The organism is Mesorhizobium sp. UC74_2 (assembly GCF_042701485.1).
Lineage (GTDB): Bacteria > Pseudomonadota > Alphaproteobacteria > Rhizobiales > Rhizobiaceae > Mesorhizobium.
On the sequence record NZ_CP170562.1, the window covers coordinates 2,832,944 to 2,859,165 of the forward strand.

At 60.8% G+C, this 26,222-nt stretch carries 26 protein-coding genes and 3 pseudogenes; 14 read left to right on the forward strand and 15 right to left on the reverse strand.

Going from position 1 to position 26,222, the window contains the following annotated elements:
* The first annotated feature begins 51 nt into the window (after positions 1–51).
* Together panB and panC are read left to right on the forward strand one after the other, a co-directional pair.
* Positions 52–891, forward strand: coding sequence for a 3-methyl-2-oxobutanoate hydroxymethyltransferase (panB, locus tag ACFJIU_RS13785; protein WP_379072354.1), 840 nt, complete (start codon positions 52–54; stop codon positions 889–891).
* Positions 888–1,739, forward strand: coding sequence for a pantoate--beta-alanine ligase (gene panC, locus ACFJIU_RS13790; protein WP_379072357.1), 852 nt, complete (start codon positions 888–890; stop codon positions 1,737–1,739). The genes panB and panC overlap by 4 nt, the downstream gene beginning before the upstream one ends.
* 27 nt (positions 1,740–1,766) lie before the next feature.
* Here the strand turns inward: panC and ACFJIU_RS13795 are convergent, their stop codons facing one another.
* A complete protein-coding gene (locus ACFJIU_RS13795; RefSeq protein WP_379072360.1) occupies positions 1,767–2,258 on the reverse strand; it encodes a GNAT family N-acetyltransferase in 492 nt (163 codons plus the stop codon).
* 5 nt (positions 2,259–2,263) lie between these two features.
* Positions 2,264–3,766 (reverse strand): Asp-tRNA(Asn)/Glu-tRNA(Gln) amidotransferase subunit GatB, encoded by a 1,503-nt coding sequence (gene gatB / locus ACFJIU_RS13800; RefSeq protein ID WP_379072363.1) that lies wholly within the window; start codon positions 3,764–3,766, stop codon positions 2,264–2,266.
* A 317-nt stretch (positions 3,767–4,083) separates the two neighbouring features.
* Here gatB and ACFJIU_RS13805 point away from each other — a divergent pair, with 317 nt between their 5' ends.
* From ACFJIU_RS13805 to ACFJIU_RS13820, 4 genes are all read left to right on the forward strand, one after another.
* The gene (locus ACFJIU_RS13805; protein WP_129415706.1) at positions 4,084–4,917 is read left to right on the forward strand and encodes a MetQ/NlpA family lipoprotein; all 834 of its coding nucleotides are present in this window, start codon (positions 4,084–4,086) and stop codon (positions 4,915–4,917) included.
* A 116-nt stretch (positions 4,918–5,033) separates the two neighbouring features.
* Positions 5,034–6,146 (forward strand): methionine ABC transporter ATP-binding protein, encoded by a 1,113-nt coding sequence (locus tag ACFJIU_RS13810; RefSeq protein ID WP_379072366.1) that lies wholly within the window; start codon positions 5,034–5,036, stop codon positions 6,144–6,146.
* A complete protein-coding gene (locus ACFJIU_RS13815; RefSeq protein WP_379072369.1) occupies positions 6,139–6,795 on the forward strand; it encodes a methionine ABC transporter permease in 657 nt (218 codons plus the stop codon). Before ACFJIU_RS13810 ends, ACFJIU_RS13815 begins: the two co-directional genes overlap by 8 nt.
* A 329-nt stretch (positions 6,796–7,124) precedes the next feature.
* Positions 7,125–7,382, forward strand: a complete 258-nt coding sequence (locus ACFJIU_RS13820; protein WP_379072372.1) for a YjhX family toxin — start codon at positions 7,125–7,127, stop codon at positions 7,380–7,382.
* Between the two features lie 84 nt (positions 7,383–7,466).
* Here the strand turns inward: ACFJIU_RS13820 and ACFJIU_RS13825 are convergent, their stop codons facing one another.
* Positions 7,467–7,898, reverse strand: a complete 432-nt coding sequence (locus ACFJIU_RS13825; protein ID WP_129415710.1) for a CBS domain-containing protein — start codon at positions 7,896–7,898, stop codon at positions 7,467–7,469.
* 102 nt (positions 7,899–8,000) lie between these two features.
* On the reverse strand, positions 8,001–8,726 hold the full coding sequence (locus ACFJIU_RS13830) for a rhomboid family intramembrane serine protease (protein WP_379072375.1): 726 nt from the start codon (positions 8,724–8,726) through the stop codon (positions 8,001–8,003).
* A 411-nt stretch (positions 8,727–9,137) separates the two neighbouring features.
* Here ACFJIU_RS13830 and ACFJIU_RS13835 point away from each other — a divergent pair, with 411 nt between their 5' ends.
* Positions 9,138–9,779: a PAS domain-containing protein gene (locus ACFJIU_RS13835; RefSeq protein WP_379072378.1), complete on the forward strand. Its 642-nt coding sequence runs from the start codon at positions 9,138–9,140 to the stop codon at positions 9,777–9,779.
* Positions 9,780–9,889: 110 nt separating this feature from the next.
* Entirely contained in the window at positions 9,890–10,507 is a 618-nt protein-coding gene (locus ACFJIU_RS13840; RefSeq protein WP_129415713.1) for a PilZ domain-containing protein, read from the forward strand.
* Between the two features lie 60 nt (positions 10,508–10,567).
* Here the strand turns inward: ACFJIU_RS13840 and ACFJIU_RS13845 are convergent, their stop codons facing one another.
* Positions 10,568–14,632, reverse strand: a complete 4,065-nt coding sequence (locus ACFJIU_RS13845) for a PAS domain-containing protein (protein WP_379073090.1) — start codon at positions 14,630–14,632, stop codon at positions 10,568–10,570.
* Positions 14,633–14,686: 54 nt separating this feature from the next.
* Positions 14,687–14,995, reverse strand: a pseudogene (locus tag ACFJIU_RS13850) (PAS domain-containing protein); the annotation flags it as partial.
* Between the two features lie 381 nt (positions 14,996–15,376).
* Between ACFJIU_RS13850 and ACFJIU_RS13855 the strand changes: the two are divergent.
* Positions 15,377–15,979: a transglutaminase-like cysteine peptidase gene (locus tag ACFJIU_RS13855; RefSeq protein ID WP_379072381.1), complete on the forward strand. Its 603-nt coding sequence runs from the start codon at positions 15,377–15,379 to the stop codon at positions 15,977–15,979.
* Between the two features lie 208 nt (positions 15,980–16,187).
* On the opposite strand, the gene ACFJIU_RS13860 is transcribed toward ACFJIU_RS13855, so the two are convergent.
* Positions 16,188–16,715 (reverse strand): gamma carbonic anhydrase family protein, encoded by a 528-nt coding sequence (locus ACFJIU_RS13860; protein ID WP_379072384.1) that lies wholly within the window; start codon positions 16,713–16,715, stop codon positions 16,188–16,190.
* Between the two features lie 184 nt (positions 16,716–16,899).
* Between ACFJIU_RS13860 and ACFJIU_RS13865 the strand changes: the two genes are divergently transcribed.
* Complete coding sequence (locus tag ACFJIU_RS13865; protein WP_379072387.1) at positions 16,900–17,640, forward strand: hypothetical protein; 741 nt, start codon at positions 16,900–16,902, stop codon at positions 17,638–17,640.
* Between the two features lie 80 nt (positions 17,641–17,720).
* Here the strand turns inward: ACFJIU_RS13865 and ACFJIU_RS13870 are convergent, their stop codons facing one another.
* Positions 17,721–17,924 carry a DUF3126 family protein gene (locus ACFJIU_RS13870; protein ID WP_129415718.1) on the reverse strand — a complete coding sequence of 68 codons (204 nt, stop codon included), beginning with the start codon at positions 17,922–17,924 and terminating at the stop codon, positions 17,721–17,723.
* Positions 17,925–18,101: 177 nt separating this feature from the next.
* Complete coding sequence (cysE, locus tag ACFJIU_RS13875; protein WP_379072390.1) at positions 18,102–18,950, reverse strand: serine O-acetyltransferase; 849 nt, start codon at positions 18,948–18,950, stop codon at positions 18,102–18,104.
* 217 nt (positions 18,951–19,167) lie between these two features.
* Here cysE and ACFJIU_RS13880 point away from each other — a divergent pair.
* Positions 19,168–19,855: pseudogene (locus ACFJIU_RS13880) on the forward strand (enoyl-CoA hydratase-related protein).
* Positions 19,852–20,460, forward strand: coding sequence for a hypothetical protein (locus tag ACFJIU_RS13885; RefSeq protein WP_379072392.1), 609 nt, complete (start codon positions 19,852–19,854; stop codon positions 20,458–20,460). Before ACFJIU_RS13880 ends, ACFJIU_RS13885 begins: the two are co-directional and overlap by 4 nt.
* On the opposite strand, the gene ACFJIU_RS13890 is transcribed toward ACFJIU_RS13885, so the two are convergent.
* The 4 genes and pseudogenes from ACFJIU_RS13890 to ACFJIU_RS13905 form a co-directional block, all read right to left on the reverse strand.
* Positions 20,457–20,957, reverse strand: coding sequence for a GNAT family N-acetyltransferase (locus ACFJIU_RS13890; RefSeq protein WP_379072395.1), 501 nt, complete (start codon positions 20,955–20,957; stop codon positions 20,457–20,459). The two genes, ACFJIU_RS13885 and ACFJIU_RS13890, sit on opposite strands and share 4 nt — an antisense overlap.
* A gap of 7 nt (positions 20,958–20,964) precedes the next feature.
* A pseudogene (locus ACFJIU_RS13895) lies at positions 20,965–21,733 on the reverse strand (alpha/beta fold hydrolase).
* 14 nt (positions 21,734–21,747) lie between these two features.
* The gene (locus ACFJIU_RS13900) at positions 21,748–22,368 is read right to left on the reverse strand and encodes a DUF192 domain-containing protein (protein WP_379072397.1); all 621 of its coding nucleotides are present in this window, start codon (positions 22,366–22,368) and stop codon (positions 21,748–21,750) included.
* A gap of 257 nt (positions 22,369–22,625) precedes the next feature.
* Positions 22,626–23,222 carry a cold-shock protein gene (locus ACFJIU_RS13905; RefSeq protein WP_379072400.1) on the reverse strand — a complete coding sequence of 199 codons (597 nt, stop codon included), beginning with the start codon at positions 23,220–23,222 and terminating at the stop codon, positions 22,626–22,628.
* A gap of 231 nt (positions 23,223–23,453) precedes the next feature.
* Here ACFJIU_RS13905 and gloA point away from each other — a divergent pair, with 231 nt between their 5' ends.
* A complete protein-coding gene (gene gloA / locus ACFJIU_RS13910; protein WP_379072402.1) occupies positions 23,454–23,894 on the forward strand; it encodes a lactoylglutathione lyase in 441 nt (146 codons plus the stop codon).
* Between the two features lie 113 nt (positions 23,895–24,007).
* The gene (locus tag ACFJIU_RS13915; RefSeq protein WP_379072405.1) at positions 24,008–24,292 is read left to right on the forward strand and encodes a DUF2218 domain-containing protein; all 285 of its coding nucleotides are present in this window, start codon (positions 24,008–24,010) and stop codon (positions 24,290–24,292) included.
* Here the strand turns inward: ACFJIU_RS13915 and ACFJIU_RS13920 are convergent.
* Both ACFJIU_RS13920 and ilvA read right to left on the reverse strand, forming a co-directional pair.
* Positions 24,289–24,825 carry a DUF1697 domain-containing protein gene (locus tag ACFJIU_RS13920; RefSeq protein WP_379072408.1) on the reverse strand — a complete coding sequence of 179 codons (537 nt, stop codon included), beginning with the start codon at positions 24,823–24,825 and terminating at the stop codon, positions 24,289–24,291. The genes ACFJIU_RS13915 and ACFJIU_RS13920 overlap by 4 nt on opposite strands.
* Positions 24,822–26,078 carry a threonine ammonia-lyase IlvA gene (ilvA, locus tag ACFJIU_RS13925; RefSeq protein WP_379072410.1) on the reverse strand — a complete coding sequence of 419 codons (1,257 nt, stop codon included), beginning with the start codon at positions 26,076–26,078 and terminating at the stop codon, positions 24,822–24,824. Before ilvA ends, ACFJIU_RS13920 begins: the two co-directional genes overlap by 4 nt.
* Between the last annotated feature and the right edge of the window lie 144 nt (positions 26,079–26,222).

A 26,222-nucleotide genomic window follows, 5' to 3' on the forward strand; every position in this document is an offset into this window, starting at 1 on the left:
GACAACCGGGCTTTCGGACAGGTTCGGCCTGTCCGTCATGGGAGGAAAAAGATGGCTTCCGACGCGACTGCGGCTGCACCCCGCATCACGCCTGCAGAGTTGTCGGCCCGCAAGGGCGGCACGCCGATCGTCTGCCTGACCGCTTACACCTATCCCATTGCCCGCCTGCTTGACCCGCATGTCGATCTTTTGCTGGTCGGCGATAGCGTCGCCATGGTCCTGCATGGGCACAAGACAACACTCGGCGCGACCATGGAGATGATGATCCTGCATGGCCAGGCTGTGATGCGCGGCACGCGGCGCGCGTGCGTCGTGCTCGACATGCCGGCCGGCAGCTATGAAAGTTCGCCCGCCGTCGCCCTCGCCTCGGCCCAACGCCTGATCGATGAAACCGGCTGTGATGCCGTGAAGCTGGAGGGTGGGATCGACGTGGCGGAACAGATCGCCGCCATTACAGGCGCCGGCATTGCTGTCATGGGTCATATCGGACTGCAGCCGCAATCGGTCGAAAAGGACGGCGGCTATAAAATCAAGGGCGGCACCGATACCGCCATCGCCACACTCCTGGCTGATGCCAAAGCTGTCGAGCGCGCCGGAGCCTTCTCGATGGTGATCGAAGGCACGATGGAGCCTGTGGCGGCCGAGATCACGCGTCGGGCGGCGATCCCCACCATCGGCATAGGCGCCAGCGCTGCCTGCGACGGCCAGATCCTCGTCGTCGACGATGCGATCGGCCTGACCGTCGACCGCGTGCCGAAATTCGTCAAGGAATATGCCAACCTACGCGACACGGTGGCCAAAGCAGCCGTCTACTATGCCGAGGACGTGCGCGCGCACACCTTCCCGGGACCCGAACACGTCTTTCAACCGAAGGGCACGAAAGAATCATGAAACGCCCGCAAGTTGTTGAAACCGTTTCCAATCTGCGCACCGTCGTGCGGGAGTGGCGCCGCCAGGGCCTGAGCGTTGCCATGGTGCCGACCATGGGCGCCCTGCATGACGGACATGTTTCGCTGACGCGCATAGCACTCGAGCGCGCCGACCGATGCGTGGTGTCGATCTTCGTCAATCCGACGCAATTCGCACCGACCGAAGACCTCGACAAATATCCGCGCCAGCTGGCCGCCGACCTTGACCGACTGGCAGAAGCTGGCGTGCAGCTTGCCTTCACGCCGGCGGCGGCGGAAATGTACCCGCATGGCTTCGACGCCAAGGTGGTCATCGGTGGTCCGTCGAACGGACTGGAAACCGATTTTCGGCCAACCTTCTTCGAAGGCGTCGCCACGATCGTCGCCAAGCTTTTCCTGCAGACCCTGCCCGACTGCGCGATCTTCGGCGAAAAAGACTATCAGCAGCTCTGTGTGGTGAAAAAGCTCTGTCGCGATCTGGACATTCCCGTCGAGATCATCGGAGCACCGACGGTGCGGGACGGAGAAGGCCTCGCCATGTCCTCGCGCAATGCCTATCTCTCGCCTGCCGAACTCGCCGTGGCGCGACAGCTCAACAAGATCCTGCGCCGTGCCGCGCAGGCCTTGCAATCTGGGGCTGGCGAAGAGGAAACGCTGGAGAAAGCCCGCCGGCAAATCCTCGCCACTGGCTTCGCTGCCGTCGACTATGTCGAGGCGCGCGAGAGTGACACGCTTGCACCCTGGCGACGCGACCGCGACGGCCGCATCCTGGTGGCCGCGCGGCTCGGCGCTACGCGGTTGATCGACAATGTCGAGATTGTTGGGATCTAGAGGACTTATTCTCTCCGCGGGAAGCGGCTAACCCAGCCGTTTCTCGAACACCAGCGCCGGGATACCCGATCCGGCAGCACCACAATCGCTGCTCTGGCCAGCCTCGGTGAAACCATTGGCCTTGTAGAAGCGGATGGCCGGCGCATTGGCACCCTCCACCTCCAGCCGCAGTGTGTGGGCTTCGGGAAAGCTGTCTTCGATCTCCTCCAGCAGCATGCTGCCGATGCCTTTGTGCTGGAATGCCGGCAGCACATAAAGCTGGCGCAACTTCACCACCTTTGGATCGTCGGTCGCAGCTGCAAAGGCCACGCCGGCGATGGTCTCGCCATCGTCGGCGACCAGGAACTCGGAGTTTGGCTGCGTCAGGCGGGCCTTGAGCGAAGCTGGCGTGTGCCACTGGTTCGTGATCTCGTTCACCCGCTCCACGCCGTAAATGGCATCATAGGTGGCATGCCATGTCTCGGCGAGCAGCGCCTTTACCGCTTCAAGGTCACGCTCGCTCGCCGTACGCACGAACATGGCGGCTATTCCGTGATGCCGAGCTTGGCCTTGACGAGATCGTTGACCGCCTGCGGATTGGCCTTGCCGCCGGTCGCCTTCATGACCTGGCCGACGAACCAGCCGGCCATCGACGGCTTCGCCTTGGCCTGCTCGACCTTGTCCGGGTTGGCTGCGATCACCTCGTCCACCGCCTTTTCGATGGCACCGGTGTCGGTGACCTGCTTCATGCCGCGCGTCTCGACGAGCTCCTTCGGGTCACCGCCTTCGTTCCAGACGATCTCGAACAGGTCCTTGGCAATCTTGCCGGAGATGGTGCCTTCCTTGATCAGGTCAATGATGCCACCAAGCTGGGCAGGTGAAACCGGAGTCTCTTCAATGGCTTTGCCGGACTTGTTCAACGCACCCAGCAGGTCGTTGATGACCCAGTTCGCCACCGCCTTGCCGTCGCGCCCTGTCGTCACCTGCTCGAAATAATCGGCAATGGCCTTTTCCGAGACGAGGATCGAGGCGTCATAAGCGGACAGGCCGAGCTTCTCGACCAGACGCGTCTTCTTGTCGTCCGGCAACTCCGGCAGGTATCTGGCGAGTTCCTCGACATAGGCCTGGTCGAACTCCAGCGGCAGCAGGTCCGGATCGGGGAAATAGCGATAGTCATGCGCTTCCTCCTTGGAACGCATGGAGCGCGTCTCGCCCTTTACCGGGTCGAACAGGCGAGTTTCCTGGTCGATCTTGCCCCCGTCCTCCAGGATGGCGATCTGGCGGCGCGCCTCATACTCGATAGCCTGGCCGATAAAGCGGATCGAGTTCATGTTCTTGATTTCGCAACGGGTGCCGAAGCCTTCGCCCGGCCGGCGCACCGAAACGTTGACATCGGCGCGCAGGGAGCCCTCGTCCATGTTGCCGTCGCAGGTGCCGAGGTAGCGCACGATGGTGCGCAGCTTGGTGATGTAAGCCTTGGCCTCGTCTGATGAGCGAATGTCGGGCTTCGAGACAATCTCCATCAGCGCCACGCCGGAGCGGTTGAGATCGACATAGGACATGGTCGGATGCTGGTCGTGCATCGATTTGCCCGCGTCCTGCTCCAGGTGCAGGCGTTCGATGCCGACCTCGATGTCCTCGAACTCGCCTTTCTTATCCGGGCCGACCGAGACGATCACCGTGCCTTCGCCGACGATCGGCTGCTTGAACTGGGAGATCTGGTAGCCTTGCGGCAGATCCGGATAAAAATAGTTCTTCCGGTCGAAAACCGATTTGTGGTTGATCTGGGCGTTCAGGCCAAGCCCGGTGCGGATGGCCTGACGCACGCATTCCTCGTTGATCACGGGCAGCATACCGGGCATCGCCGCATCGACCAGCGAGACGTTGGCATTGGGGGCTGCACCGAAAGCAGCCGACGCACCGGAGAACAGCTTGGCCTCCGAGGTCACCTGCGCGTGGACCTCCATGCCGATGATAACTTCCCAGTCGCCGGTGGCGCCGGGAATCAATCGCTTGGGGTCGGACGTGCGGGTGTCGATGAGGGTCATGGAGGCCTGCATTCAGGAAGCGTGAAATCGTTGATTTGGGCTAGCGCAACCGGCGCCGCGAGGCAAGCCACCGCAAATGTCGCGCCCTCGTCTCCTTTTAGGAAAAACTTTGCGCGCCGTCATCTCGCAAGTGCGAAGACGAGGTTTGTTCTGCTCTGCAATGCGGAATCTTTAAGACGAAATTCCTGTCGCCACCCCTGAACAGGCAAAGCGGTCCTTTGAACTTGAAGCCGGCTTTGTGGACGATATGGGCAGGCTTCGCATTCCGCGCTGCCAACCCTTTCGCCTCCCAAGGCTATTTTTGACCGAGGACTGTTATGACCACCGCCTTTAGAAGCCCGATTACCCGCCGCGCCGGTCTTGCCGCATTGCTGGCTTCGGCCGTCGCGCTCGTCAGCCTTGCGGCTCCGTCGTCCGCCTATGCAGAGGACAAGAAATCCGTGAAGGTTGGCATCATTTCCGGCGAGGATGAAGACGTCTGGCGCGTCGTCACCGCTGAAGCCGCCAAGACGGGCCTGACCATCGAGACCGTGGTCTTCAACGACTACACCCAGCCCAACGAAGCGTTGGAACGCGGCGAGATCGACGCCAACGCGTTCCAGCACCAGCCTTATCTCGACAACCAGGTCAAGACACAGGGCTATCACATCGTGCCGGTCGGCTATACCGGCGTCTGGCCAATCGGCCTCTATTCGAAAAAGCATGCCAAGGTGGCCGACCTGAAAAAAGGCGCGGTCGTCGGCGTGCCGAACGATCCGTCGAACGAAGGCCGCGCGCTTCGCGTGCTGCAGAACGAAAAGCTCATCAAGCTGAAGGACGGTACAGGTATCCTGGCCACCACTGCCGACATCGCCGAGAATCCGAGCGGGATCGAGATCAAGGAACTCGACGCCGGCATCGTCGGCCGCTCGGTGGAAGACCTGGACGCAGCTGTCGTCAACACAGACTGGGCGCTGAAGAGTGGGCTGACACCGGAAAACCGCATCGCGCAGGAGCCGGTGGCCGATAATCCGTACCGCAATTTCATCGCCGTCAAGCAGGGCAATGAAAACGAGCCCTGGGTGAAGGCTTTGGTCGCAGCCTACCAGAACCCGACGGTGAAGGCAGAATTCGACCGCGTCTACAAGGGCACCGGCATCAGCGCCTATTAAGGCCGATGCAACCCTATCTGGAACGGCGAGCAGCTCGCGGCCTTTCGGCCAGCGGGCTGCTTGGTTTGGAGCCGTTCGATGCGCAGCCGCAAGAGGCTGCCGGGAAAGGACAACCCGTGAATCAGCACGTCTTGGCAGAGATCCCGCATTTGGCCGACACAATGGACGATGACATCGCCAGCCAGCCAGCCAGCCCGGCCCTTGCCCAGAGCGACGAGATTGTGCGCCTTGTCGATCTGAAGCGTCGCTTCGGAGAAACGCCGGCACTGGAGGGCGTGTCGCTGACCGTGCGCAAGGGTGAGATCCTCGGCATCATCGGCCGCAGCGGCGCGGGCAAATCAACATTGATCCGGTGCCTGAACGGACTGGAGCGGCCGGATTCCGGCGAAGTCCACATCGAAGGCCGAGAAATCAGCCGGCTTGGCGAGCATGAACTGCAGCCGCTGAGACGGCGCATCGGCATGATTTTCCAGCACTTCAACCTGCTGTCGGCCAAGACGGTCGAGGACAATGTCGCGCTGCCGCTCAAGATCGAGGGAAGACCCAAGGCCGAGCGCCGGGCGCGAGCGGCAGAACTGCTGGAACTGGTCGGCCTTTCCGCCAAGGCCAGGGCCTATCCGTCCTCGCTGTCCGGCGGCCAGAAACAGCGTGTCGGCATTGCCCGCGCGCTTGCCGCCGGACCGGCGCTGTTGTTGTCGGATGAAGCGACATCGGCACTCGACCCGGAAACGACGCGATCGATCCTGGCGCTGCTCAAGGATATCAATCAACGTTTCGGCCTCACCATCCTCCTGATCACCCACGAGATGGAAGTGATCCGCTCGATCGCCGACCGCGTCGCGGTGATCGATGCCGGACGTATCGTCGAAGAGGGTCCGGTCTGGTCGGTCTTCGCCGATCCGCAGTCCGAAATCACAAAAAGCCTGCTTGGCGGAATCCGCCCGCAGCTGCCAGTCGAGATCGCCGAAAAACTTTCATCCGTTCCTGGCAAGGAGGCGATCCTGCGCGTGGATGTCGCCGGTGATGCTGCCAGGCGTCCACTGCTTTCAGAACTGGCAGCAGCCGTTCCCGGCCGTTTTCGCCTGATTCATGGCGGCGTCGACCACGTCCAGGGCGAACCGGTCGGCAGCCTCTTCCTCGGCATAGCCACCAAAGACGGCCAGGTCGCCAAAACACTCGATTTCCTGATTGCCCGCAATGCCAGGGCCAAGGTGCTCGGTTATGTCTGAAATCATGCTCCAACTCCTGCTGCGGTCGCTTTGGGAGACCGTGCTGATGACGGCGGCGTCCGGCTTGATCTCGCTGGTCGCCGGCTTGCCGTTGGGGCTGGCGCTGATCGCCACCGAACGCGGCGGCATCGCGGAGAACCTTTGGGTGAACCGCATCCTTGCCGCCATCATCAACGGTTTTCGTTCAGTGCCCTTCATTATCCTGCTTGTTGCGTTGATCCCCGTGACGAGACTGATCGTTGGCACCTCGATCGGTACATGGGCAGCAATCGTACCGCTGTCGATTGCGGCGACGCCCTATTACGCCCGTATCGCCGAAGTCTCGTTGCGCGAAGTCGACCGCGGTCTCATCGAAGCGGCGCGCGCCATGGGCGGCAACCGCTGGACGATCATCCGCGAAGTGCTCGTGCCCGAAGCCCTGCCCGGCATCATCGCCGGCTTCACCGTGACACTGGTGACACTGGTCGGTGCGTCTGCCATGGCCGGCGCGATCGGAGCAGGCGGGCTCGGCGACCTTGCCATCCGCTACGGCTATCAGCGTTTCGAGACCACCGTGATGATCGCCGTGGTGGCGGTTCTGATCGTGCTCGTATGCGGCATACAGTGGCTGGGTGACCGGCTGGTTGCGCGGCTGGATCACCGAAGCTGATCCGGCTTCGATGCCAGAGCGGAATCCGCTGACGATGGGACGGTATTCTGCTCTACCGTTCTGCCTTGGCATGACGGACGGCGGATGCCTCCTTTCTCAGAAAAGTCTGCAACTTTTCAGAATTCTGCCCAGGCTGGCATTCCGTGACGGTTTCGCCTATACGGCGCTCATCCCATGGAGTGTGGATGTTTACTTCGTCTGAGTCCCGCTAGAGCCCCGACCTTCTGCTGAAGGCGGGGCGTGAGAACCTGAAACCCCGTGCCGCGTTCGCGTGGCTGCGGTTTTTTGTTTTGGCCATTTTGGCCAGGTTTTCCCGGGACCATTCCACAATGAACATTTCGCGCTTGGAACAGCGCATCCTGCACCTGCTCGCGCAGGGCGGACGCATTGAAATCGAAAAAGACGACAGCCAGAAGATCGAAGCCGTGTACTGCCTGACCCGCGATGGTTGGCGGTATCCGGATTTCGACATTTCGCTCTTCAAGAAACTGAAGCGAAGGAAGGCCGTCGCTTCCAACAATGGCGGCCCCTATCGCATCACGCGTGAAGGGCTGAGACTGGTACGTCCACAGCTCGACAACCGTTGAGCTGGCGACCTGTCCCAAAGAAAAGACCTCCCCATGTCGTCGCCGGCATGGGGAGGTCTTGATTCCCTCGTCGGGAAACAGTGATCACGCCGTGGCGATATAGGCTTTGATCTGCTCAGCCTCGCGCTCGACCGTTTCAATGCGCCGCTTGACCACGTCGCCGATCGAGATGATGCCATCGAGCAAGCCATCCTTTTCCACCGGCAGGTGGCGGAAGCGGCCATTGGTCATGATCTCCATGACCTCGTTGACCGTGTGGCTCGCGTTACAGATCTTGACCTTCGGCGTCATGACGGCGCGCACTTGAAGGTCGAGTGCGGCAGCGCCCTCCTTGGCGATGACACGCACCACGTCGCGCTCGGAGAGAATACCGACGATCTTGCGATCTCCGTTGGTGATGACCAGCGCACCAATCCGCCGATCGGCGAGCAATCCGACCGCTTCGGTCAGTGTCGCGTTGGGGCCAAGTGTGACCACAGCGTGGCCCTTCGCCTCAAGAATTGCCTTAACAGTCATGGCGTCCTCCTCTGCAACCATCCGTCAGCCCCAGGGCGAGCGGATATTGACGTCAAGCAGGGATATGGTGCGCCGTGACGGGCTGCATTTCAAGTATTCCGATCAGCGACCATAGACTTGCTTGCGATCGAAGAAACGCAGTCCGAGGAAGCCGGCAAGGAAGCCGCCGATATGAGCCTCCCATGCGATCTGGCTGTCTTGCCCCGGCACGAAGCCGACAACGCCGGTGACGATGTTGATGACCATCCACACAGCCAGGAAGCTCAGCGTGGCACGAGAACGGAACACCGCGCTGAAAGGCAGCAACGGTCCGGCGAACGCGCCTTTGCCGGATGAACGATCGACATGGAAGGCGAAACGGGCGGCTGCGCCCATCATACCGGAAATCGAACCGGACGCACCGATCAACGGAGCCTGCGTCTGCGGGTGAATGGCGAAAAAGAAGAACGCCGCTGCGACGCCGGTGACCGCGAAGAACAGCGCGAAACGCAAAACGCCGATGCGGTTTGCAAGCGGCGATCCGAATGCGGCAAGCCAGATCATGTTCACGATCAGATGTGCCCAGCCACCATGCAGGAAGGTGTAAGTGAACGGGCTCGAAAAGGCGTAAAAATCCAGATCGTACTGGCCGGAGTAACGAACCGGAATGAACGCGGCACGAATGAGCAGTTCAATGTCCTGCTGCGATGTCAGCACATAAAGACGCAACAAATGAACCGCGGCGCAGATCAGGATAATCGCGAGGACGATGACGGGCAGATTGAAGATCGGCTCGCGCGACGGAATCTCGTCGTCCGCCGGTGTCCCCGTCTCTCTCGCCTCGTTCATCGTATCATTCCCGGTTCCTGGCCCGTCCTGGTGAAGGTGCATGTAAGCCAAGGCACCGCATTACACAAACGGGGCGCATCGAAAACGAATCAAAGTTCGGAAAACAAGAAAAAAGCCGTCCAAGGTTTCCCTCGGACGGCTGGTCGAGCCCCCATGCTCCCCTGAAAGCCTTTGACTGGAATGCCGCCGCCCGAACCGGACCACGACGAAAACTGGAGTGATTTCAATCTTGCACGGACAAGTTTGATCAGCAATGTAAACCGCTCGTTAACCTTAATGACCCCGGCCGGTTAACAAATGCCATCCAGACTGGCACGCATCCTGCTCCGCGTCCCATGTAGGCCATCGGAAAACGCCCAGCTGTTCCCCGATGGCACATCTGATGGACGGATGGCGCGGAGCATATCGACTATGAACCTGAACGGATCGATCGCACTGTTCCAATATTGGAACCGGCTGCGCCGCGGCCGCCCGGCACCGCGGCGAACCGAGGTAGAGCCCGCCGATATCAAGACGCTGCTGGCCGACACCTTCATTCTTGAGAGGGATTCGCGTGGCGAAGCTGTCTTTCGGCTGGCCGGCACGAGGTTGTGTGCCACCTACGGCCGCGAACTGAAGGGTTTCTCCTTCCCCTCGTTGTGGCTTGAAAAGGACCAGCGGCTGGTGTCTCGCCTGATGCAGGGGGTATTCGAGCAGAATTCGGCAGTGCTGATCAGCTATGAAGGCAGGAGCCGTAGCGGCCACTCCTGTCGATTCGAACTTCTGGCGTTGCCACTCGATGGCGGTGCGGAGCACCCACGCTGCCTGGGCGTGGTCAGTACCGCCGAAAAACCGTTCTGGCTGGGTGCTGATCCAATCGCCGATGCGACGATCGAATCGGTTCGTGTCATCGAGCCGGACAAGGAAATGGCTGCCTTGACCAGCCGGACGGCTATCGTCGCTCCATCGCTGGCGCCGACGGAACTTGGATATGCCAAATCGACCGGCACTTACAGCGGCGCCAGGCGCGTGCGCCATTTGGTCGTGCTCGAAGGTGGGCGGGAAGACGAGTAAATGCTCTAAGCTGACGTTAACATTTTCAGCTTTTTTAACTTCTCATCATGTAGCGTTCCGCTGAAATTCCTCGCAACGGCGCAGGAATGCCAACGAGGTAACAAGCGGTGATGAGGTCAGCGGCGATCGACCAGGCGCCGGCGGCGGCTGAAAGGCGCAACTTTCAGCGCGTTCGCGTGAAGATTTATGGTCGTTTCATGCTCGAGGATCGCACCGAGCATCCTTGTCAAGTCATCGACATGTCGCCCGGCAACGTGGCCCTTCGCGCCGACCGCGTCGGCGATCCCGGCGAAAAGGTGATCGCTTATCTGGATCATATCGGCCGTATCGAAGGTGTGGTGACGCGACGCCTGCAGGACGGTTTTGCCATGACAGTGGTGGCCTCCGAGCGCAAACGCGACAAGCTGGCCGCGCAGCTCACCTGGCTCGCCAACAAGCATGAACTCGACCTGCCGGAAGACCGTCGCCATGAACGCGTCGCGCCACGCAATCCAATGAGCGTGCTGCAGCTTTCGGACGGACGGCAGTATCAGTGCCGTATCATCGATTTGTCTCTGTCGGGCGCAGCCATCGAAATCGACGTCAAGCCGGCCAAGGGCGTTCAGGTGGTGCTGGGCACCATGCGGGGACAGGTCGTGCGCCATTTCGAAGAAGGCATCGCTATCGAGTTCGCCGTCGTGCAGCGCCCGGAAACGCTCGATTCCGAATTCAACCGCCCGCGAACCTAGCCGCCTGCCCCAAGTCTGGTTGCGTGGGTTTGCAGCCGTGCTGTTGCAGCCCATGCCCGATCAGAAAATCGTCTCCAGCGGCTGCGGCATGGCGATCGCATAACCCTGCGCCTGGTCGATGCCCATGGCCTTGACCAGTTCGAGCGTCTTCTTATCCTCGACCTGCTCGGCAACCGTTATGGCGCCCAAGCGGTGACCAACGGCGTTGATCGATTCCACGATGGCACGGTCGAGGTCGTTTTCAGTGACTTGCCGGATGAAGCTGCCATCGATTTTCAGACCATTGACCGGAAACTGCCTCAGATAGCTGAACGAGCTCAGACCTGTACCGAAATCGTCCAGGATCACGCCGCAGCCAGCCGTGCGCGCCTTGGAAAGGAACAGTTTCGCCGCCGACAGATTGTTCATGACGGCGGTCTCGGTGATTTCGAAATGCAGCCGCCTCGGCGACAGGCCGGACCGGTCCAGTTCTTCCTGCAGGAATGGCCACAGGAATGGGTCGTTGAGTGAATTGGCCGACAAGTTGATGGCGAAAGACAGGTGTTCAGCCGACGCCAGGCGCTCGCCGAAGTCGCGGAATGTGGTGCGGATGACCCAGCGGTCGATATTGCCCATCAGGTCGTAGTGCTCGGATGCGGGAATAAAGGCCGATGGCTCGACGATGCCGCCATCGTCCCCAAGCATCCGGAGCAGGATCTCGTAATGCGAATAGCCGTTCGAGCGACCGCTGAGGTCGCACACCTTCTGGGCAAACAGCCGAAACCGGTTGGCCTCGATCGCGTTGCGGATGCCTGCGGCCACCTGAACCTGGCGATGATTGCGATGCGCTTCGCTGCCGGCACCGCCGTAGACCGACACCTGATTGCGGCCTGCAGTCTTGGCTGTGTAGCACGCAATATCTGCCTGGCTCATCAGTTCATCGATACGCAAGCCCTCGGGACCGATGACGGTCAGGCCGACGCTGGCCCCAATCCGGTATGTTCGCTCATCCCAGACGAATTCGAGCGCCGCTAGCTGACGCAGAAGCAGTTGCGCAAGCTTTTCACCGTCGGGCGTGTCGCATTCGTACAGCAGCAAGCCGAACTCGTCTCCTCCCAGACGGGCGACGATGTCGTCTTCGCGGCAGACCCGGCGCATCACATTGGCAACATCCCGCAGCAATGCATCACCGGCGGCATGACCGGCGGTGTCATTGACCAGCTTGAAGCGATCGAGATCGATGAAGCACATGACATGCTGCTGGCCGCGTGAACGAGCCTGCTCGCCGGCAATCCTCAGCTCCCGCTCAAAAGCGGCCCGATTGGGCAAGCCGGTCAGACTGTCATGACTAGCCGAATGTTCCAGTGCCTGCTGCAGCGTGCGGGCCTTGGTCACGTCCTGAAACACCAGTACGGCACCAATGATCTCGCCGGAAGCCGTGCGCACCGGAGCAGCTGAATCGCGGACGCTGCGACGCTCGCCGTCGCGCCCGATCAGTATCGCCGCGTCGCTGAGATAAAATGGTTGTAGCCGGGCGAGACAGGTTTCGACCGGGTCGGGGATCGGATCGCCGGTCTGCTCATCGACGATGCGGAAAACGTCGCGCAAAGGCATGCCCGCCGCCTCGCTCGCCAGCCAGCCGGTCATCTGTTCGGCGACCGGGTTCATGAAAGTGATGCGCGCTTGCGCGTCGGTTGAAATTACTGAGTCGCCGATCGAATGCAGCGTGATGCGCAGCCGTTCCTTTTCCTCGAACACAGCCTGAGCGAGGTCGATATGGTCGGTGATGTCCCAATTCATGCCGACGGCACGCAAAGGAGCGCCGCCTTCGTCCCGCGACAATTTGGCGAGCGACCGGATATGACGCATCGCGCCCGAATGTTGACGCCGGATGCGCACATCCATGGAGAAGATCGACGTTTCCTGAACCCCGAGTTCATAACGACGCAGTACCTCCGGCACGTCGTCGGGATGGATGAAGGTCAACCAGTGATCGAGGGTGCCGTCGAAATCATCCGGCGACAACTCGTACAGCTCGTACATGCGCTCGTCCCAGGTGAACTTCCCCGTCGCGAAATCGAGCTCGAAAATACCGGCCTCGGACGCCTCGACGGCAAGTTGCAGCCGCTGGTTCAAAGCCACGATCGCCTGCTCCGCTTCCTTGCGCGCAGTGATGTCGGTGTGAGTGCCGATACAGCGGAGTGGCTTGCCCGCCTCATCCCTTTCGATCACCTTGCCGCGGTCGTAGATCCAGCGCCACGTACCATCCTTGGCCAGCATGCGGTGCTCCAGGATAAAGTCGGCGGTTTCGCCACGGAGATGCCTTTCGATGATCTCCATGCAACGCGGCAAATCCTCCGGATGAACATGGTCCGACCAATCGCTGACCGCGTTCCCGATATCGTCTTCCTCATAGCCCAGCATGCTTTTCCAGCGAGGGGAGTAGAAAACGTGGCCTGTTTCGAGATTCCAGTCCCAGATGCCGTCGCCGGCGCCATCGACGGCGAATTGCCAGCGCATTTCGCTTCTGCGCAGTGCCGCTTCCGCAGCCTTGGCCTCAGTAATGTCGCGCGAAATGCCGACGATGCCGACGATCTCGCCCTTTTCGTCCAGCCGAGGTGCCTTGGTCGACGAATAGGTTCGCAGGACACCATCGACCAGCACGGTCTCCTCGACCGTGAATGGCTTCCCGCTCTCCATCACGTGCCTGTCGTGAACAACAACGGTGTCTGCCGTGGCCCTCGGAAAAACCTGGTGGTCAAAGCGGCCCAGAATATCGGCACTCGAGCGACCAGCCAGTTGCTCGACAGACTTATTGGTGAGCAGGTAACGCCCTTCGGCGTCCTTGGCGTAGATCAGGTCCGGCGTGCCGCGCATCACCGCCTCCAGGAGAGCCAGTGCATCGTGCAACTGCTTTGACCGCTCGATCTGCTCGGTGATGTCCCAGCAGACACCGACAAAACGCCGGACCCTGCCTTCCGGCCCGCGGATTGCCTTGGTTGCGACCCGGATATGATGAACCTCGCCAGAAGCGGGATGAACCACCCTGTATTCAATGGAAGTGAAGGCGTCACGCGATTCCGCAAAGTGCCGCGTGCGCTCGCGCACGCGCGCGATGTCTTCCGGATGAAGCAGCTTGAAGAAGCCTTCACGCGATCCGTCATAAGTTCCCGGTGTCACGCCATGCAGCGCGAAGGCGCGCGCGTCCCATTTGCGCATACCGGTCGAATAATCCATGTCGAAGGTGCCGATATGGCCGGCCTCGAGGGCGAGTTGCAGGCGGTCGGTGACGCTGGAAAGCTGGTCCAGCGTTTCGCTGAGTTCAGTCGCCCGCTCCACATCGCCGGTAATGTCCCAGCATGCGCCGATGCCCCGGCGCACCAAACCATCCGTGTCGCGCAGGAGACGAACCGAAACCCGGATATGGCGATAGGCGTCCGGTGCCCCCAGTTTGACGCGATAGTCCGTCTGGTAGCGCTCTTGCTCCGCCAAAGCAGCATTCCGAACCTGCTCAACCTTGATCACATCATCAGGGTGGAGCAGGCGATTGAATCCGTCGACGGTGCCATCAAAGGTCTTCTCGGTGACCCCATGCAATTCATGCGTGCGTGCGTCCCAGTGCCGGAAACCTGATGGAAAATCGACGTGGAAGATACCGATACCGCCGGTTTCCAACGCGATATCGAGGCGTTCGGAAGCATCTGCCAGCTGTTCTTCGATCTCCCTTTGATGCGAGATGTCGGTGATGGCCCCGACCAGCCGCAGGGATCGTCCCTCCGGCGTGCGCTTCACGACCTTGCCCCGCGCGCGGATCCAGACCCAGTGTCCGTCTTCGTGCAAAAGCCTGTAGGTTTCATCATGGGAGGCCCGGCGCCCGAGGACGACATCCCGGACCGACTCGCGGACACGGTCACGATCGTCCGGGTGGGTCCGTGCAAGCCACTCGGATTCGTCGACCTCAAGCTCTCCGGCCTCCTGGCCGACCATCGTTCTGATCTGGGGGGAAACCCACATGCGACGACCAAGAATGTCGGTGTCCCAGACCGCCTGATCCGCGCCTGAAAGCGCATGGCTCCAGCGCCATTCGTTTTCCACCGAACGCTGTTCGGCCTGCTTCTGGACCTCGATGTCGGTGATTTGAAGCACAAAGCAGAATGCGGTGTCGCCTGCGGTCTCTCCCAGAGGGGAGATGCTGATCAGTCCGTGGCGAAGACCGCCCCCAGCGCGCCTGTACCGGCACTCGGCATCTGCGATAGGCAGCAGCGGTTCGGCGAAGGGGCTGCGATCACCGACTTGAAAAACATCCGCCAGCGACAGTCCGATACAACTCTCCGGCTCCCGGTCGAGCAACGCACCAAAAGCCCGATTTGCAAAGAGACACTGCCCACCGTTGCCAAGCAACGCCATTGCGGTTGCGGCTCGGTCGATGATGCCACGCAGCAGACTGACATCATCGGGAAGAACCGGTGACTGGCGATGGCTCAACCTTTGCTTGGTGTCCTCGTCCATTTACCGACTCTTGGCTGCCCCTCTAACAACTTCAAGTGGCAAGACTTGTTCTGGCGGGTCAGGATTGCGCTTTTGTCTGTCGAAGGCAAGTCCCTCAGGGCCGCCACGTCATGCGCTTTTCGGCTACCATCCAACATCTGCGACATCACAACCGAGAGCAGCAAGCAGCAGAACCGACTTCAGCCATAGCTGTGGACCAGTGCCGAAAAGGCGGCCAGGATCCATGGTTAACGAATTGCAACAAAAATCGTAACTATTTTATACTTATTGTATTTGAAATAGTTTTCAAATCGTTCCGCCTTTTATTCAATATATACTTCGCCACTTTGCGTCAAATAAATCCGACCATGGCATTGTCATCTCAAACGGGGAGACGACGACATGGACGGATTTGGACGCAAGCTGCTGGTTGCAGTAGCTGTGCTGGTCAGCGCGGTGGGGACCGCGAAGGCCGGCGGCAACTATATGCCGACCGGCGCGCGCACAACGCAGCCCGTTGGTCACTATGAACTTTGCCAGCGGCTGCCTGACGAATGCACGCAGCGCACAGCAAAGGGCGCGCCGATCGAGCTGTCGCGCAAGCTGTGGGCGACGATGATCTCGGTCAACAACGATGTGAACACCAAGGTGAAGCCGGTCACCGATCTGGAAGCCTATGGCGTTGAGGAATACTGGGCCTATCCGGACAAGGGCTACGGCGATTGCGAGGATTATGCGCTTGAGAAGCGCCGGCAGCTGATCAGAGCCGGTGTCCCGGCGGGGGATCTGCTGATAACCGTGGCTCGCCAGCCAAACGGCGACGGCCACGCCGTCCTCACTGTCCGAACCTCGATGGGTGACTTCGTGCTCGACAACCTGCAGCCGAAGGTGCTGCTCTGGAGCCAGACTCCCTACACCTACCTCAAGCGCCAGTCCGAGACGAACTCCGGCGTCTGGGTAACGATCACCGATGGTCGCGCCGACGCGGTTGCCAGCGTCCGCTGACAGCGTGTCCAGGCCGGACAACTGGCCCCAATCGCCAAGGACATAACGGAAACCCGGTCGAGTCCCCACCCTCCCCGTCCCCGACGACCGGGTCAAGGAGCCGGCCCAGTCCCCGGGCCGGCTCCACCTTCTTGCAAGGTGGCGGCTCGACCGGCTGGCATTATTCCGAGGGGAGAACTTGCAGAGCCTTGTCTGGCCCGCGATCCTTTCATGCGGCGGTCAAGCCAGCCTTGAAGCGCCTGCCGTTGGCGACATAGTGCGCAGCCGAATTGCGCAGACCGGCGATCGTATCTTCGTCAAGGGTACGGACGACGCGCGCCGGCGAACCGACGACAAGCGAATTGTCGGGAAAAGCCTTGCCTTCGGTGACAAGCGCCCCCGCGCCGACCAGGCAGTTGCGACCTATCTTCGCACCATTCAGCACGATGGCACCCATGCCGATCAGGCTGTTGTCGCCGATGCTGCAGCCATGCAGCATGGCACGGTGGCCAATGGTGCAGCCGGTGCCGATGGTCAGCGGAAAGCCGATGTCGGTGTGCATCACCGTGTGTTCCTGCACATTGGTATCATCACCTATAAGGATCGGCTCGTTGTCGCCCCGAATGACGACGCCAAACCATATGCCGGCGTTGCGCCCAAGCGTGATGTCGCCGATCAATGTCGCGTCGGGTGCGATCCAGTTGCTGTCAGCGTCGACGAGGCGCGGCGCTTTTCCATCCAGAGCATAAATCGGCATCTTTCCCTCAAGGCTCGGAAAATTCAGGTCTCCCAGACAGTAGAGGACCGCCTGCGAGCGTGACAAGCACGGCTGGGCCTTTACCGTCCGTTTACCATAGTTCCTCACAGTCAGACTTGATCGTCAGCCTGCCGGAATCGCCTGTGTGCGGCGCAAGGAACAGGTCACAGCCTTCGGGATCGAGATGAGCAAATCCGCAACGGAAACGCCCGAATTCACGGTTGTCGACTCCAGCGTGATGGTGAAGGTGTTCTACGCTTTTGCCGTCGTGGCATTGCTGTCGGCGGGCATCAGCGCAGCCGGCAAGTGGCTTGGTCATTCCATCGCCATGGGCGGCTATTCCGACGATACGAAAATACGCGGGATCGTCATCGGCAACAATGTGCTGGCCGTGCCTGCCAATTTCATCCGTTTCGACAAGGCACGCCGCGATGGCAACACCGACCGGCTCGACGTTTATCTGCGCTATCCCAAAATGGATGGATACTCCGCCGCGGCACGGGACGATTTCAACAATGCGTCCGGCAAGCGCACCATCCTGTTTTTGACATTCGAGGAACAGGCGATGTCGCGCGACATGAGCGGCCGCTATGCACCAATCTATTCGTCGCTGATCGCACGGCCCGGCACGACTGGCCCTGCCGGCACCACGATTTACGATTTCACCGAAAAGTCCGGCTATCTGAACGAGAAACTGGTCGTGGCTGAGCGTCCTGGACAAGAGCCGTTCGTCGCGCGTTGTCTTGCCGGCCCAAGCGCAGAGCAATCGCTTGCTCCGTGCGAGCGTGATGTGCTCGTCGGCGAAAGGCTGAGCCTCACTTACCGGTTCCCGAGAGAATTCCTGGCCCAGTGGCCGGCGCTGGACGCAGCGGTCCTGGCCTTTGCGTCGGGCACCTTGAAGACAGGTGCAACGCTGAAGAAGTGACAGGCGCCGCCATTCAAAGACGTCGGAACATCCCTTTGCGGTTCTAGATGACCGCGCAGCAGGACGGCGCCTGCACGGTGTCAGCCGAGATCGATGTCGAGGATCGCCATCGAGAAATTGTAATCGCCCTCTTCCTCGTCCTTGTAGACGAGACCTAGGAACTCGTCGCCGATGTAGAGTTCGGCCGAATCTTCCTTGCGCGGGCGCGCCTTTACTTCGAGCTTCGGATTCTGGAAGACGCGCTTGAAATAGGCGTCCAGCTTTCTGATTTCGTCGGGTTTCAACGGCTTTCTCCGCTAGGAAATGGCTGCCCGGCACCATCCGGCGCTCACGGCGTTCCGCGCTTCTGGCACGGTAAGGATGGCGATGTAAAGGCAGATGCGCCTGTTGGTGACAGGCTCTGCCGCACAATGAAGCGGCTCAGCAATGTGCCTCTGAATTCGAGCGACCCATGACCTGGTTCAGATGTCGAACGACACCACATGCTCCATCGACTGAGACGGCAGCAACTGGTCCATCTGGCGAGACGGCTGGTCGCAGCCGGTTTCACCCACCACGCGTGCAGGCACGCCAGCAACCGTCTTGTTGTGCGGCACCGCCGAGAGCACGACGGAACCGGCCGCCACCTTGGAGCAATGACCGATCTCGATGTTGCCGAGGATCTTGGCGCCGGCGCCGATCAGCACACCGTGGCGAATCTTCGGGTGACGGTCGCCGCCGGCCTTGCCGGTGCCGCCAAGGGTGACGCCATGCAGGATCGAGACATTGTCCTCGATGACCGCCGTTTCACCGACGACAAAGCCGGTGGCATGGTCGAGGAAAATGCCCTTGCCGATACGGGCGGCCGGATTGATGTCGGTCTGGAACACGGACGACGATCTGCTCTGCAGATAGAGAGCGAAATCCCGGCGGCCATGGTTCCAAAGCCAGTGCGCCAGGCGGTGTGTCTGGATCGCATGGAAGCCCTTGAAGTAGAGAACCGGCATCAGATAGCGATCGCAGGCCGGGTCGCGGTCGAAATAGGCCTGGATGTCGGTGCGTACCACATCAGACCAGTCGGACTGATCGTCGAGCATAGCCTTGAACGTCTGGCGGATCAGGTCGGCACCAACATCCTGGTGGGCGAGCCGTTCGGCGAGACGATGGATCACGGCCTCTTCCAGCGTCTCCTGGTTCAGGATGGTGGCGTAGAGAAACGCCGCCAGCAGCGGATCGCGGTTGACCGCCTCGGTCGCCTCGTCGCGAATGGACCGCCAGATCGGGTCGACCGGCTGCAAAAGGCTGGAGCGGGCGATGCTGATGCTGTTCATGGACAGTCTCCGCTGGCGGCTTGTCTTATCCGGCCGGTCCTATAAGCCATATCATAGCACGGGTGAACTCAATTTTCCTTATCGCTCGTTCAAATGGTTTTGGCTGGCTGGAATTCAACCGGGCATGGAAAACGAACCCTTGATCATGAAGGTCACCGATAACGTGGCCTCGATCCTCATCAACCGGCCGCAGAAGAAGAACGCCATCACCTTCGCCATGTGGCAGGCCCTGTCCGCCAAGTTTGAAGCCTTGTCGACTGATCCGTCCGTGCGAGCCATCATACTGGGCGGCACGGGGGACCGATTTTTCAGCCGGCGCCGACATCGCCGAGTTCGACACGTTGCGCGGCGGCGAGAACGCACGCAGCTACGAAGCGGCCAATTCCGCGGCCTTCGCGTCCATTCGCAACGCTCGGATACCGGTAATCGCAGCGCTGAACGGCATATGCTTTGGTGGCGGCTTCGGTCTTGCCGCCGCGGCTGACCTGAGGCTCGCAACACCCGACACGCTGTTTGCAGTGCCTGCCGCCAAACTCGGGCTTGCGTATCCGCAGGACGCCATGTGCGATATCGTCGGCGCAGCGGGACCGCAGATGGCACGCTATCTCACCTTCACCGGCAATCGCATCGATGCGGAAACCGCACTCAAGGCTGGTTTCCTGCTCGAAATCGTCGCGCCCGGGGAACTCGAGCGGCGCGTCGCCGAGCTCGCAGCGACCATAGCTGCCAATGCCCCGCTTTCGGTGCGCGCCTCTAAGCTGGCAATCCATGCAGAATTGAGCGGCGATGCGACCGAGATCGAGCTTGCTCGTGCGGCTGGCGACAAAACCTTCACCAGCGCCGACTATGCCGAGGGCCGGGCTGCCTTCCAGGCACGCCGCAAAGCGGAGTTCACCGGCCAATGAGCACCTCCCTGATTGCGCCAGAATTGAAGGCGGAGCTGTCGACACTCTATGGTGCTGGAGATCGCCACTATCACGGCATGGCTCACATCGAGGCGTTGCTGGACCTGCTCGACGAATACCGATCCTCCTTTTCCGATCCCGAGGCAGTCGAAGCGGTGATCTGGTTCCACGATGCGATCTATGACAGCCGGGCCAAGGATAACGAGGCACGCAGCGCCGATCTCGCGCGCGCCAAACTGGCTGGCATCGCCAGTGCGGAAAGGCTCAACCGCATTGCCCTGACGATCGAGGCCACCGCCACGCATACGGTTCCACAGATCGAACCGGAGACGGCGAGGCGCGACGCGGCGCTTCTGCTCGACATGGACCTGTCGATCCTGGGCACAGCACCCGAAACATTCGACGCCTACGAGGCAGCGGTGCGGCGCGAATACACCTGGGTAGAGGAGCCGTTGTGGGTTATCGGGCGCGGCAACGTGTTGAGGACCTTTCTCGAGCGCGAGCACATTTACCACACCGAGATCTTCCGCAGCCGCTTCGAAAAGCAGGCGCGGGAAAACATCCGACGTTCGATCGAAGCGCTTGAAGCGCCATCAGGCAACTAGTCGGAAAAACTCTCCATCCGCCGTTCGCGAATGGCGAAACCGGCGCGCAGATAGACGGACAGCGCCTTAGGGTGATCGTTGGTGTCGGTACGCAACCACACGCGGCGCGGCTTCTCCGACCAGATTGCGCGTAACGAGCTGTCCAGCAGATAAGGCCCCAATCCCCTGCCCCGAAAGGCGATCGCCAAGCCGAAATGGGCCAGTTCGACAACCGGCTCGCCGACACCGTTGAATTCACAGAAGCCCGCAGCGACACCATCCACCCGCAGGACATTCAGCCATGTGGAGGGGCTCGCCAGCAGGATCGCCAATTGCTCCGCCGGCATGCGCAACCGCAGATCCCAATCCAGCGATGCACCGACCGCGCGATAAAGGTCCAGGTAGTCGGCGGGCGAAAGGGTTTCGCGCGCCAGGCGAGCCGAACCGTCCGGACTGCTCAATGCCGTGCCGGACGGCGATACGGTCATATCCAGATAGGTGACGAGAAGCTCGACCATTGCGAGTTCAGAGCGGATGTTGAGCGTAGAACTCCAGAACCCGCTTCTTGAAGGTGCGGTCTCCCACCGACAGCATGTGATCGCGTCCTTCGATGTGGAACGCAACGGCATTGGGCATCAATGCCGCCAGATCGTCGGCCGACCCGGCAATGTCATCGGTCGTTCCGACGGCCACCAGTGTCGGCTGCGCAATGCGCGAAACCTGGTCTTCGGAAAGCAGTTCACGCGAGGTGACGATGCATGCGGCAAGCGCCTGGCGGTCGCTCCTGCGTCTGGTCGGCAAAGCTGCGGAACATCCTGCCGCGAGCATGCGTGATCGCGGAGGCATCGGGCGCCATCAGCGCATCGGCGATCGGATCCCAGTCGCCAACGCCGTCGACCATACCGATGCCCAGGCCGCCCAGCACCAGCGTAGCAACCTTGTCAGGATCGGAGAGGGCCAGGAAGGCGGAAACACGCGCGCCCATGGAATATCCCATCACGTGAGCTCGCTCGATGCCGAGATGGTCGAGCAGTGCTGCCGCATCGGAAGCCATCTTGTCCGGCGTGTAGTCGGCGCCCTCATAACTCTTGGTGGAAGCACCATGCCCGCGATGATCGAAAGCGATGGCGCGATAGCCCGCCTCGTTCAGCGTCTTGAACCAGCCCGGCGCGACCCAGTTCACATAGTGGCTGGAGGCAAAACCGTGAATCATCAGCACGGGATCCCCGTTGCCCGTGGCAGGCTGGCGATCCAGAAAAGCGAGGTCGAAGCCGTCATGGCTGAAAAACTGCATTGCGTGAACCACCTTCAGTTGACGCCAGAGACAGCGTTGACGGCCGGATGCCTGACCAGATCGCCTTCCTTGATGTTTTCGCGCGTGGCGGTGCCTGCTTTCAACTCCAGCACGAAACGCACCGGCTCATTGGGCGCGATGACCGCTTCCGACTGCGGCTCCCCTTGCCGGATCGCCTTGATACGGCCGTCCTGTCCGATGAAAAGCAGATCGAGCGGCATCGGCGTGTTCTTCATCCAGAATCCGACACTCTCTGTCTGCGGAAACACAAACAGCATGCCGCGATCGTCCGGCATGGTCTGGCGGAACATCAGCCCCGCTTCGCGCTCACCATCATCGTCTGCAATCTCAATCTGGAATGGACGGTCGCCGTTGCCTGTGACGGCAACCAGCGGCGCCGGGTCGACAGGTAACATCATCGCCTGCCCCTCGGCTGCCTGTGTCCGGCCCACGACGAGCGATGCGACCACAAGGCCAGCCAGAGCCAAAAGACGCCAAGTTTGCCGTATCGAAAATCCAACCATCGTCGTTCCTGCTTCATTCACCGCACCGCCGCACCCTAGACGGCCCGCCGACCGGCGCAAGCGCCTTGCAGCGTTGTGTCCCGTTAAAACCTGACCGATGACAACGGCCACATCAGACAGCCTTTTAGAACTGGCACGCGCTCGCTCACGCGCGCAACCGCCCTCCACAAGGTTCGGGAGCACCTGTGAGTAGCAAGAACATTTCCATACGACATGGAAAGTGGCGGCGGCCTTCGCACTGGTGCTCGCATCCGACGACCATCGCTACACGACCAGTGCCTAGATGATGACCGATGATGGCAAGACAGCCCATGCCGGATAAGCAAAAGGCCGCGCGAAGGCGGCCTCGATCACGAAAAACCATGCGCTCAGTGAGCGACTGGGAGCGTCCCCATATCCGGGTGGATTTCCGCCGCCATCAGCCCCTTGTCGCCACGACCATAACGCACCAGGACGACCTGGCCGGGCCTGAGTTCCGTAACACCGTAGCGGCGAAGCGTTTCCATGTGCACGAAGATATCCTCGGTACCCTCGCCGCGGCTGAGGAAACCGAAACCCTTGGTGCGGTTGAACCACTTGACGAGCGCGCGTTCCAGCCCGCTTTCCGGCGTCACCGTGACGTGCGTGCGCTGCTCCTGCTGTTCGGCAGGATGGACCGCGGTCGAGGTGTCCATCGAGAGAACGCGAAATGCCTGCAGGCCGCGATCACCTTGCTTGACAAGGCAGACAACCCGAGCGCCTTCGAGCGCAGTCTGGAAACCATCACGCCGCAGACAGGTCACATGGAGCAGGATATCGCCGGAGACACCTTCGTCTGGAAGAATAAAGCCGTATCCCTTGGCAACGTCGAACCATTTGATCGCGCCGGAAATCTCCAGCAGATCCGCGGATTCGCCGATCTCGTCATGCCCAGCGGTATCGCCAAGAAGCGCATCCCGACTGGTCAGAGAGGCTTTTTCCCCCATCAGAATGCCCCCTTTCTCCGAAACTGCAGCCACTGATTCTTTACATGAGATTAACACTTCGGCTTCCGGGGTGTGCAAGACCTGACGTGCCTTTTTTCACCGGCTCATTCAGAGTTATATTCAGTCGAGCTCGCAAAGACTGTTTGCTGGCTGCCGTAACGTTGCTTTTCAGCGTTGCGGCATCCTGCGACCACCCCTATGGTGCGCGCGATCCCAAGCTTGGAGAGCAATATGCGCTATCTGCACACGATGGTCCGTGTGACCAATGTCGACGAATCCCTTGATTTCTACTGCAACAAGCTGGGCCTCAAGGAAGTCCGCCGCATCGAAAACGAACAGGGCCGCTTCACGCTGATCTTCCTGGCAGCTTCCGAGGATGAGAAAAGCGGCGTCGAAGCGCGCGCACCGCTGATCGAGCTGACCTACAACTGGGATCCCGAAGACTACAAGGGCGGGCGCAATTTCGGCCACCTCGCCTATGAGGTCGACGACATCTACGCCACCTGCCAGCACCTGCAGGATCGGGGCGTGACGATCAACCGCCCGCCGCGCGACGGCTATATGGCCTTCATCAAGTCGCCGGACGGCATATCGATCGAGCTCCTGCAGAAAGGTGCCGCCCGGGAGAAGGCAGAACCCTGGGCCTCGATGGCCAATACCGGAAACTGGTAACCTGCCGGGCGGCTACCAGCGCCTCACCATTTCAGCGGGAACGTCATGAAGAACCGGGCCCCGCTTTCATCAGCCAGCGTGACGCCAGCCAGACAGCCGAACGGAGAACTCCCATGTCGACCAGCAATGCCGACGTCACCACCGAACATGCCAGCCGCTATCTGCAACAGCTCTGCAAGCATTGGGCACATAAATTTCCGGTCACCTTCGATCCGAACCACGGTGAAATCGAGCTGACCATCGGTAAAACGGTGATGGATGCCGATGCGGCAGCGCTGCGCATCGCACTGACCGCGAGCGATACCAGCCAGTTGCAACAGCTCGAACGTGTCGTCGAAGACCACATCAAGCGCTTCGCCTTCCGCGAGGAACTGGTCTTCAACTGGGCAGCGGCCTAGGCGCCGATCAGCGCTGCCAGGGCGAGGACACTGCGCCAGTTGCGCATCGTGCCGGGCACTTTGAGCGTGCGCGGCAGGATTTCGGCGAATTTCGATTTGCCCAGACCATCGGGGGCATGCAGGTAGAGGACATCGCCTTTCACCTCGAAGCGCTCGGGCCCGGTGCATTTTTCAGCAAGCCTGGCGACCTCCTCTGGCGTCGGTTCACGTTCCAGGGCCATCGCATGCAGCCGGGTCGGGTCCTCCGCGATCTCGGGATAAGGATTATCGGCTACCAGTCGCGCAAACCAGGCCGCATCGCGCACCATGATGCGTGAATGAAATCCCCAGCGCTTCTCGAATGCATCCTGCAGCATGTTCGTCAGTGCGATGGCGTCGGTATGTGTCGAGCTGAACACCACGTTGCCGCTCTGCACGTAGCTTGCGACATCGGCTAAGCCGAGTTGTTCGAAGAAGTCACGCAACTCCGCCATCTTGACGATGCGGTTACCGCCGACATTGATGCCGGAAAACAGCGCAACGAATCCGTTCATATGATGAAACCTGCCAGCGTCTCGTTGTCGGTGATGTCCTGATACTGCACGCCGTGCGTGGCGAAATTCGCGGTCAGCAGATCGAAGTTGCGGCGGTCCTTGGTTTCGATGCCGATCAGCACCGACCCGAAATTGCGCGCCGATTTCTTCAGATACTCAAAGCGGGCGATGTCGTCGTCCGGGCCCAGCATCTCAAGGAAATCGCGCAGCGCGCCCGGCCGCTGCGGGAAGCGGATGATGAAGTACTTCTTCAATCCCTCGAAACGAAGAGCCCGTTCCTTGACATCAGGCAAGCGTTCGAAGTCGAAATTGCCACCCGACACGACGGCGACGATGGTCTTGCCCCTGATCTCCTTGCGCGGGAAATCCTTGAGCGCATCGATGGCGAGCGCGCCGGCGGGCTCCAGAACGACGCCTTCGACATTCAGCATCTCGATCATGGTGGCGCACAGCCGGTTCTCCGGCACCAGCCGCACGTCGTCCTTGGAATAGCCCTTCAGATGGCGGAACGGCTCGCGACCGATCTCGGCAACGGCAGCGCCGTCGACGAAGTTGTCGACCCTTGCGAGTTTCGCGCGCTTGTCGGAAGCGAGGCTTTCCCTGAGGCTCGGCGCACCGGCAGGTTCGCAGAAAACGAAACGCGGCGCCCTGCCCCCCTGGGTGAAATAGTGTGAGACGCCGGCAGAAAGCCCGCCGCCGCCGACCGGCAGCATGATGATGTCGGGCAGCCGTGCACCGGGCATCTGGTCGGCGATCTCATAAGCCACCGTCGCCTGGCCCTCGATGATGTCCTTGTGGTCGAACGGCGGCACCATATGCGCACCGCTCTGCTCGGTGAATTCAAAGGCGGCGCGATAGCATTCGTCGAAGAAGTCGCCGACCAGTCTGATCTCTACGAATTCGGCGCCGAACAGCCGTGTCTTGTCGATCTTCTGCTGGGGCGTCGTCACAGGCATGAAGACGACGCCCTTGCGGCCGAAATGCCGACAGACGAAAGCGAAACCCTGTGCATGGTTGCCTGCGGATGCACAGACGAAAAGCTCGGCTTCGTTGCCTTCCGCCAACGCCTTGCGGAAGAAATTGAAGGCGCCCCTGATCTTGTAGGAACGCACCGGCGTCAGATCCTCGCGCTTCAAAAGCACGCGCGCGCCGTATTTGCGCGACAGGTAGTCGTTCTCCTGCAGCGGCGTCTCTGGGAAGATCTGCCGCACCGCCGCGGCTGCGTTGGCGACCCGGTCGACAAAACTGGTCATGAGGCAAGCCCTTGTAGAAATTACAGCAATCGTTCCTGCCGCCATTTTGGCTTTGGCGCAACACCCGGGCCTCGACAGGAGCTTCGCAATGTGGTTTTCGCGGCCACCGACTTACTTTGGCCGCACTTCACTTGTCCGGAGACT

What these genes read in the sequence shown, in the direction of transcription:
- panB (WP_379072354.1), top strand. Translation starts at nt 52, where the DNA reads ATGGCTTCCGACGCGACTGCGGCTGCACCCCGCATCACGCCTGCAGAG.
- panC (WP_379072357.1), top strand. Translation starts at nt 888, where the DNA reads ATGAAACGCCCGCAAGTTGTTGAAACCGTTTCCAATCTGCGCACCGTC.
- ACFJIU_RS13795 (WP_379072360.1), bottom strand. Translation starts at nt 2,258, where the DNA reads ATGTTCGTGCGTACGGCGAGCGAGCGTGACCTTGAAGCGGTAAAGGCG.
- gatB (WP_379072363.1), bottom strand. Translation starts at nt 3,766, where the DNA reads ATGACCCTCATCGACACCCGCACGTCCGACCCCAAGCGATTGATTCCC.
- ACFJIU_RS13805 (WP_129415706.1), top strand. Translation starts at nt 4,084, where the DNA reads ATGACCACCGCCTTTAGAAGCCCGATTACCCGCCGCGCCGGTCTTGCC.
- ACFJIU_RS13815 (WP_379072369.1), top strand. Translation starts at nt 6,139, where the DNA reads ATGTCTGAAATCATGCTCCAACTCCTGCTGCGGTCGCTTTGGGAGACC.
- ACFJIU_RS13820 (WP_379072372.1), top strand. Translation starts at nt 7,125, where the DNA reads ATGAACATTTCGCGCTTGGAACAGCGCATCCTGCACCTGCTCGCGCAG.
- ACFJIU_RS13825 (WP_129415710.1), bottom strand. Translation starts at nt 7,898, where the DNA reads ATGACTGTTAAGGCAATTCTTGAGGCGAAGGGCCACGCTGTGGTCACA.
- ACFJIU_RS13830 (WP_379072375.1), bottom strand. Translation starts at nt 8,726, where the DNA reads ATGAACGAGGCGAGAGAGACGGGGACACCGGCGGACGACGAGATTCCG.
- ACFJIU_RS13835 (WP_379072378.1), top strand. Translation starts at nt 9,138, where the DNA reads ATGAACCTGAACGGATCGATCGCACTGTTCCAATATTGGAACCGGCTG.
- ACFJIU_RS13840 (WP_129415713.1), top strand. Translation starts at nt 9,890, where the DNA reads ATGAGGTCAGCGGCGATCGACCAGGCGCCGGCGGCGGCTGAAAGGCGC.
- ACFJIU_RS13855 (WP_379072381.1), top strand. Translation starts at nt 15,377, where the DNA reads ATGGACGGATTTGGACGCAAGCTGCTGGTTGCAGTAGCTGTGCTGGTC.
- ACFJIU_RS13860 (WP_379072384.1), bottom strand. Translation starts at nt 16,715, where the DNA reads ATGCCGATTTATGCTCTGGATGGAAAAGCGCCGCGCCTCGTCGACGCT.
- ACFJIU_RS13865 (WP_379072387.1), top strand. Translation starts at nt 16,900, where the DNA reads ATGAGCAAATCCGCAACGGAAACGCCCGAATTCACGGTTGTCGACTCC.
- cysE (WP_379072390.1), bottom strand. Translation starts at nt 18,950, where the DNA reads ATGAACAGCATCAGCATCGCCCGCTCCAGCCTTTTGCAGCCGGTCGAC.
- ACFJIU_RS13885 (WP_379072392.1), top strand. Translation starts at nt 19,852, where the DNA reads ATGAGCACCTCCCTGATTGCGCCAGAATTGAAGGCGGAGCTGTCGACA.
- ACFJIU_RS13890 (WP_379072395.1), bottom strand. Translation starts at nt 20,957, where the DNA reads ATGGTCGAGCTTCTCGTCACCTATCTGGATATGACCGTATCGCCGTCC.
- ACFJIU_RS13905 (WP_379072400.1), bottom strand. Translation starts at nt 23,222, where the DNA reads ATGGGGGAAAAAGCCTCTCTGACCAGTCGGGATGCGCTTCTTGGCGAT.
- gloA (WP_379072402.1), top strand. Translation starts at nt 23,454, where the DNA reads ATGCGCTATCTGCACACGATGGTCCGTGTGACCAATGTCGACGAATCC.
- ACFJIU_RS13915 (WP_379072405.1), top strand. Translation starts at nt 24,008, where the DNA reads ATGTCGACCAGCAATGCCGACGTCACCACCGAACATGCCAGCCGCTAT.
- ACFJIU_RS13920 (WP_379072408.1), bottom strand. Translation starts at nt 24,825, where the DNA reads ATGAACGGATTCGTTGCGCTGTTTTCCGGCATCAATGTCGGCGGTAAC.
- ilvA (WP_379072410.1), bottom strand. Translation starts at nt 26,078, where the DNA reads ATGACCAGTTTTGTCGACCGGGTCGCCAACGCAGCCGCGGCGGTGCGG.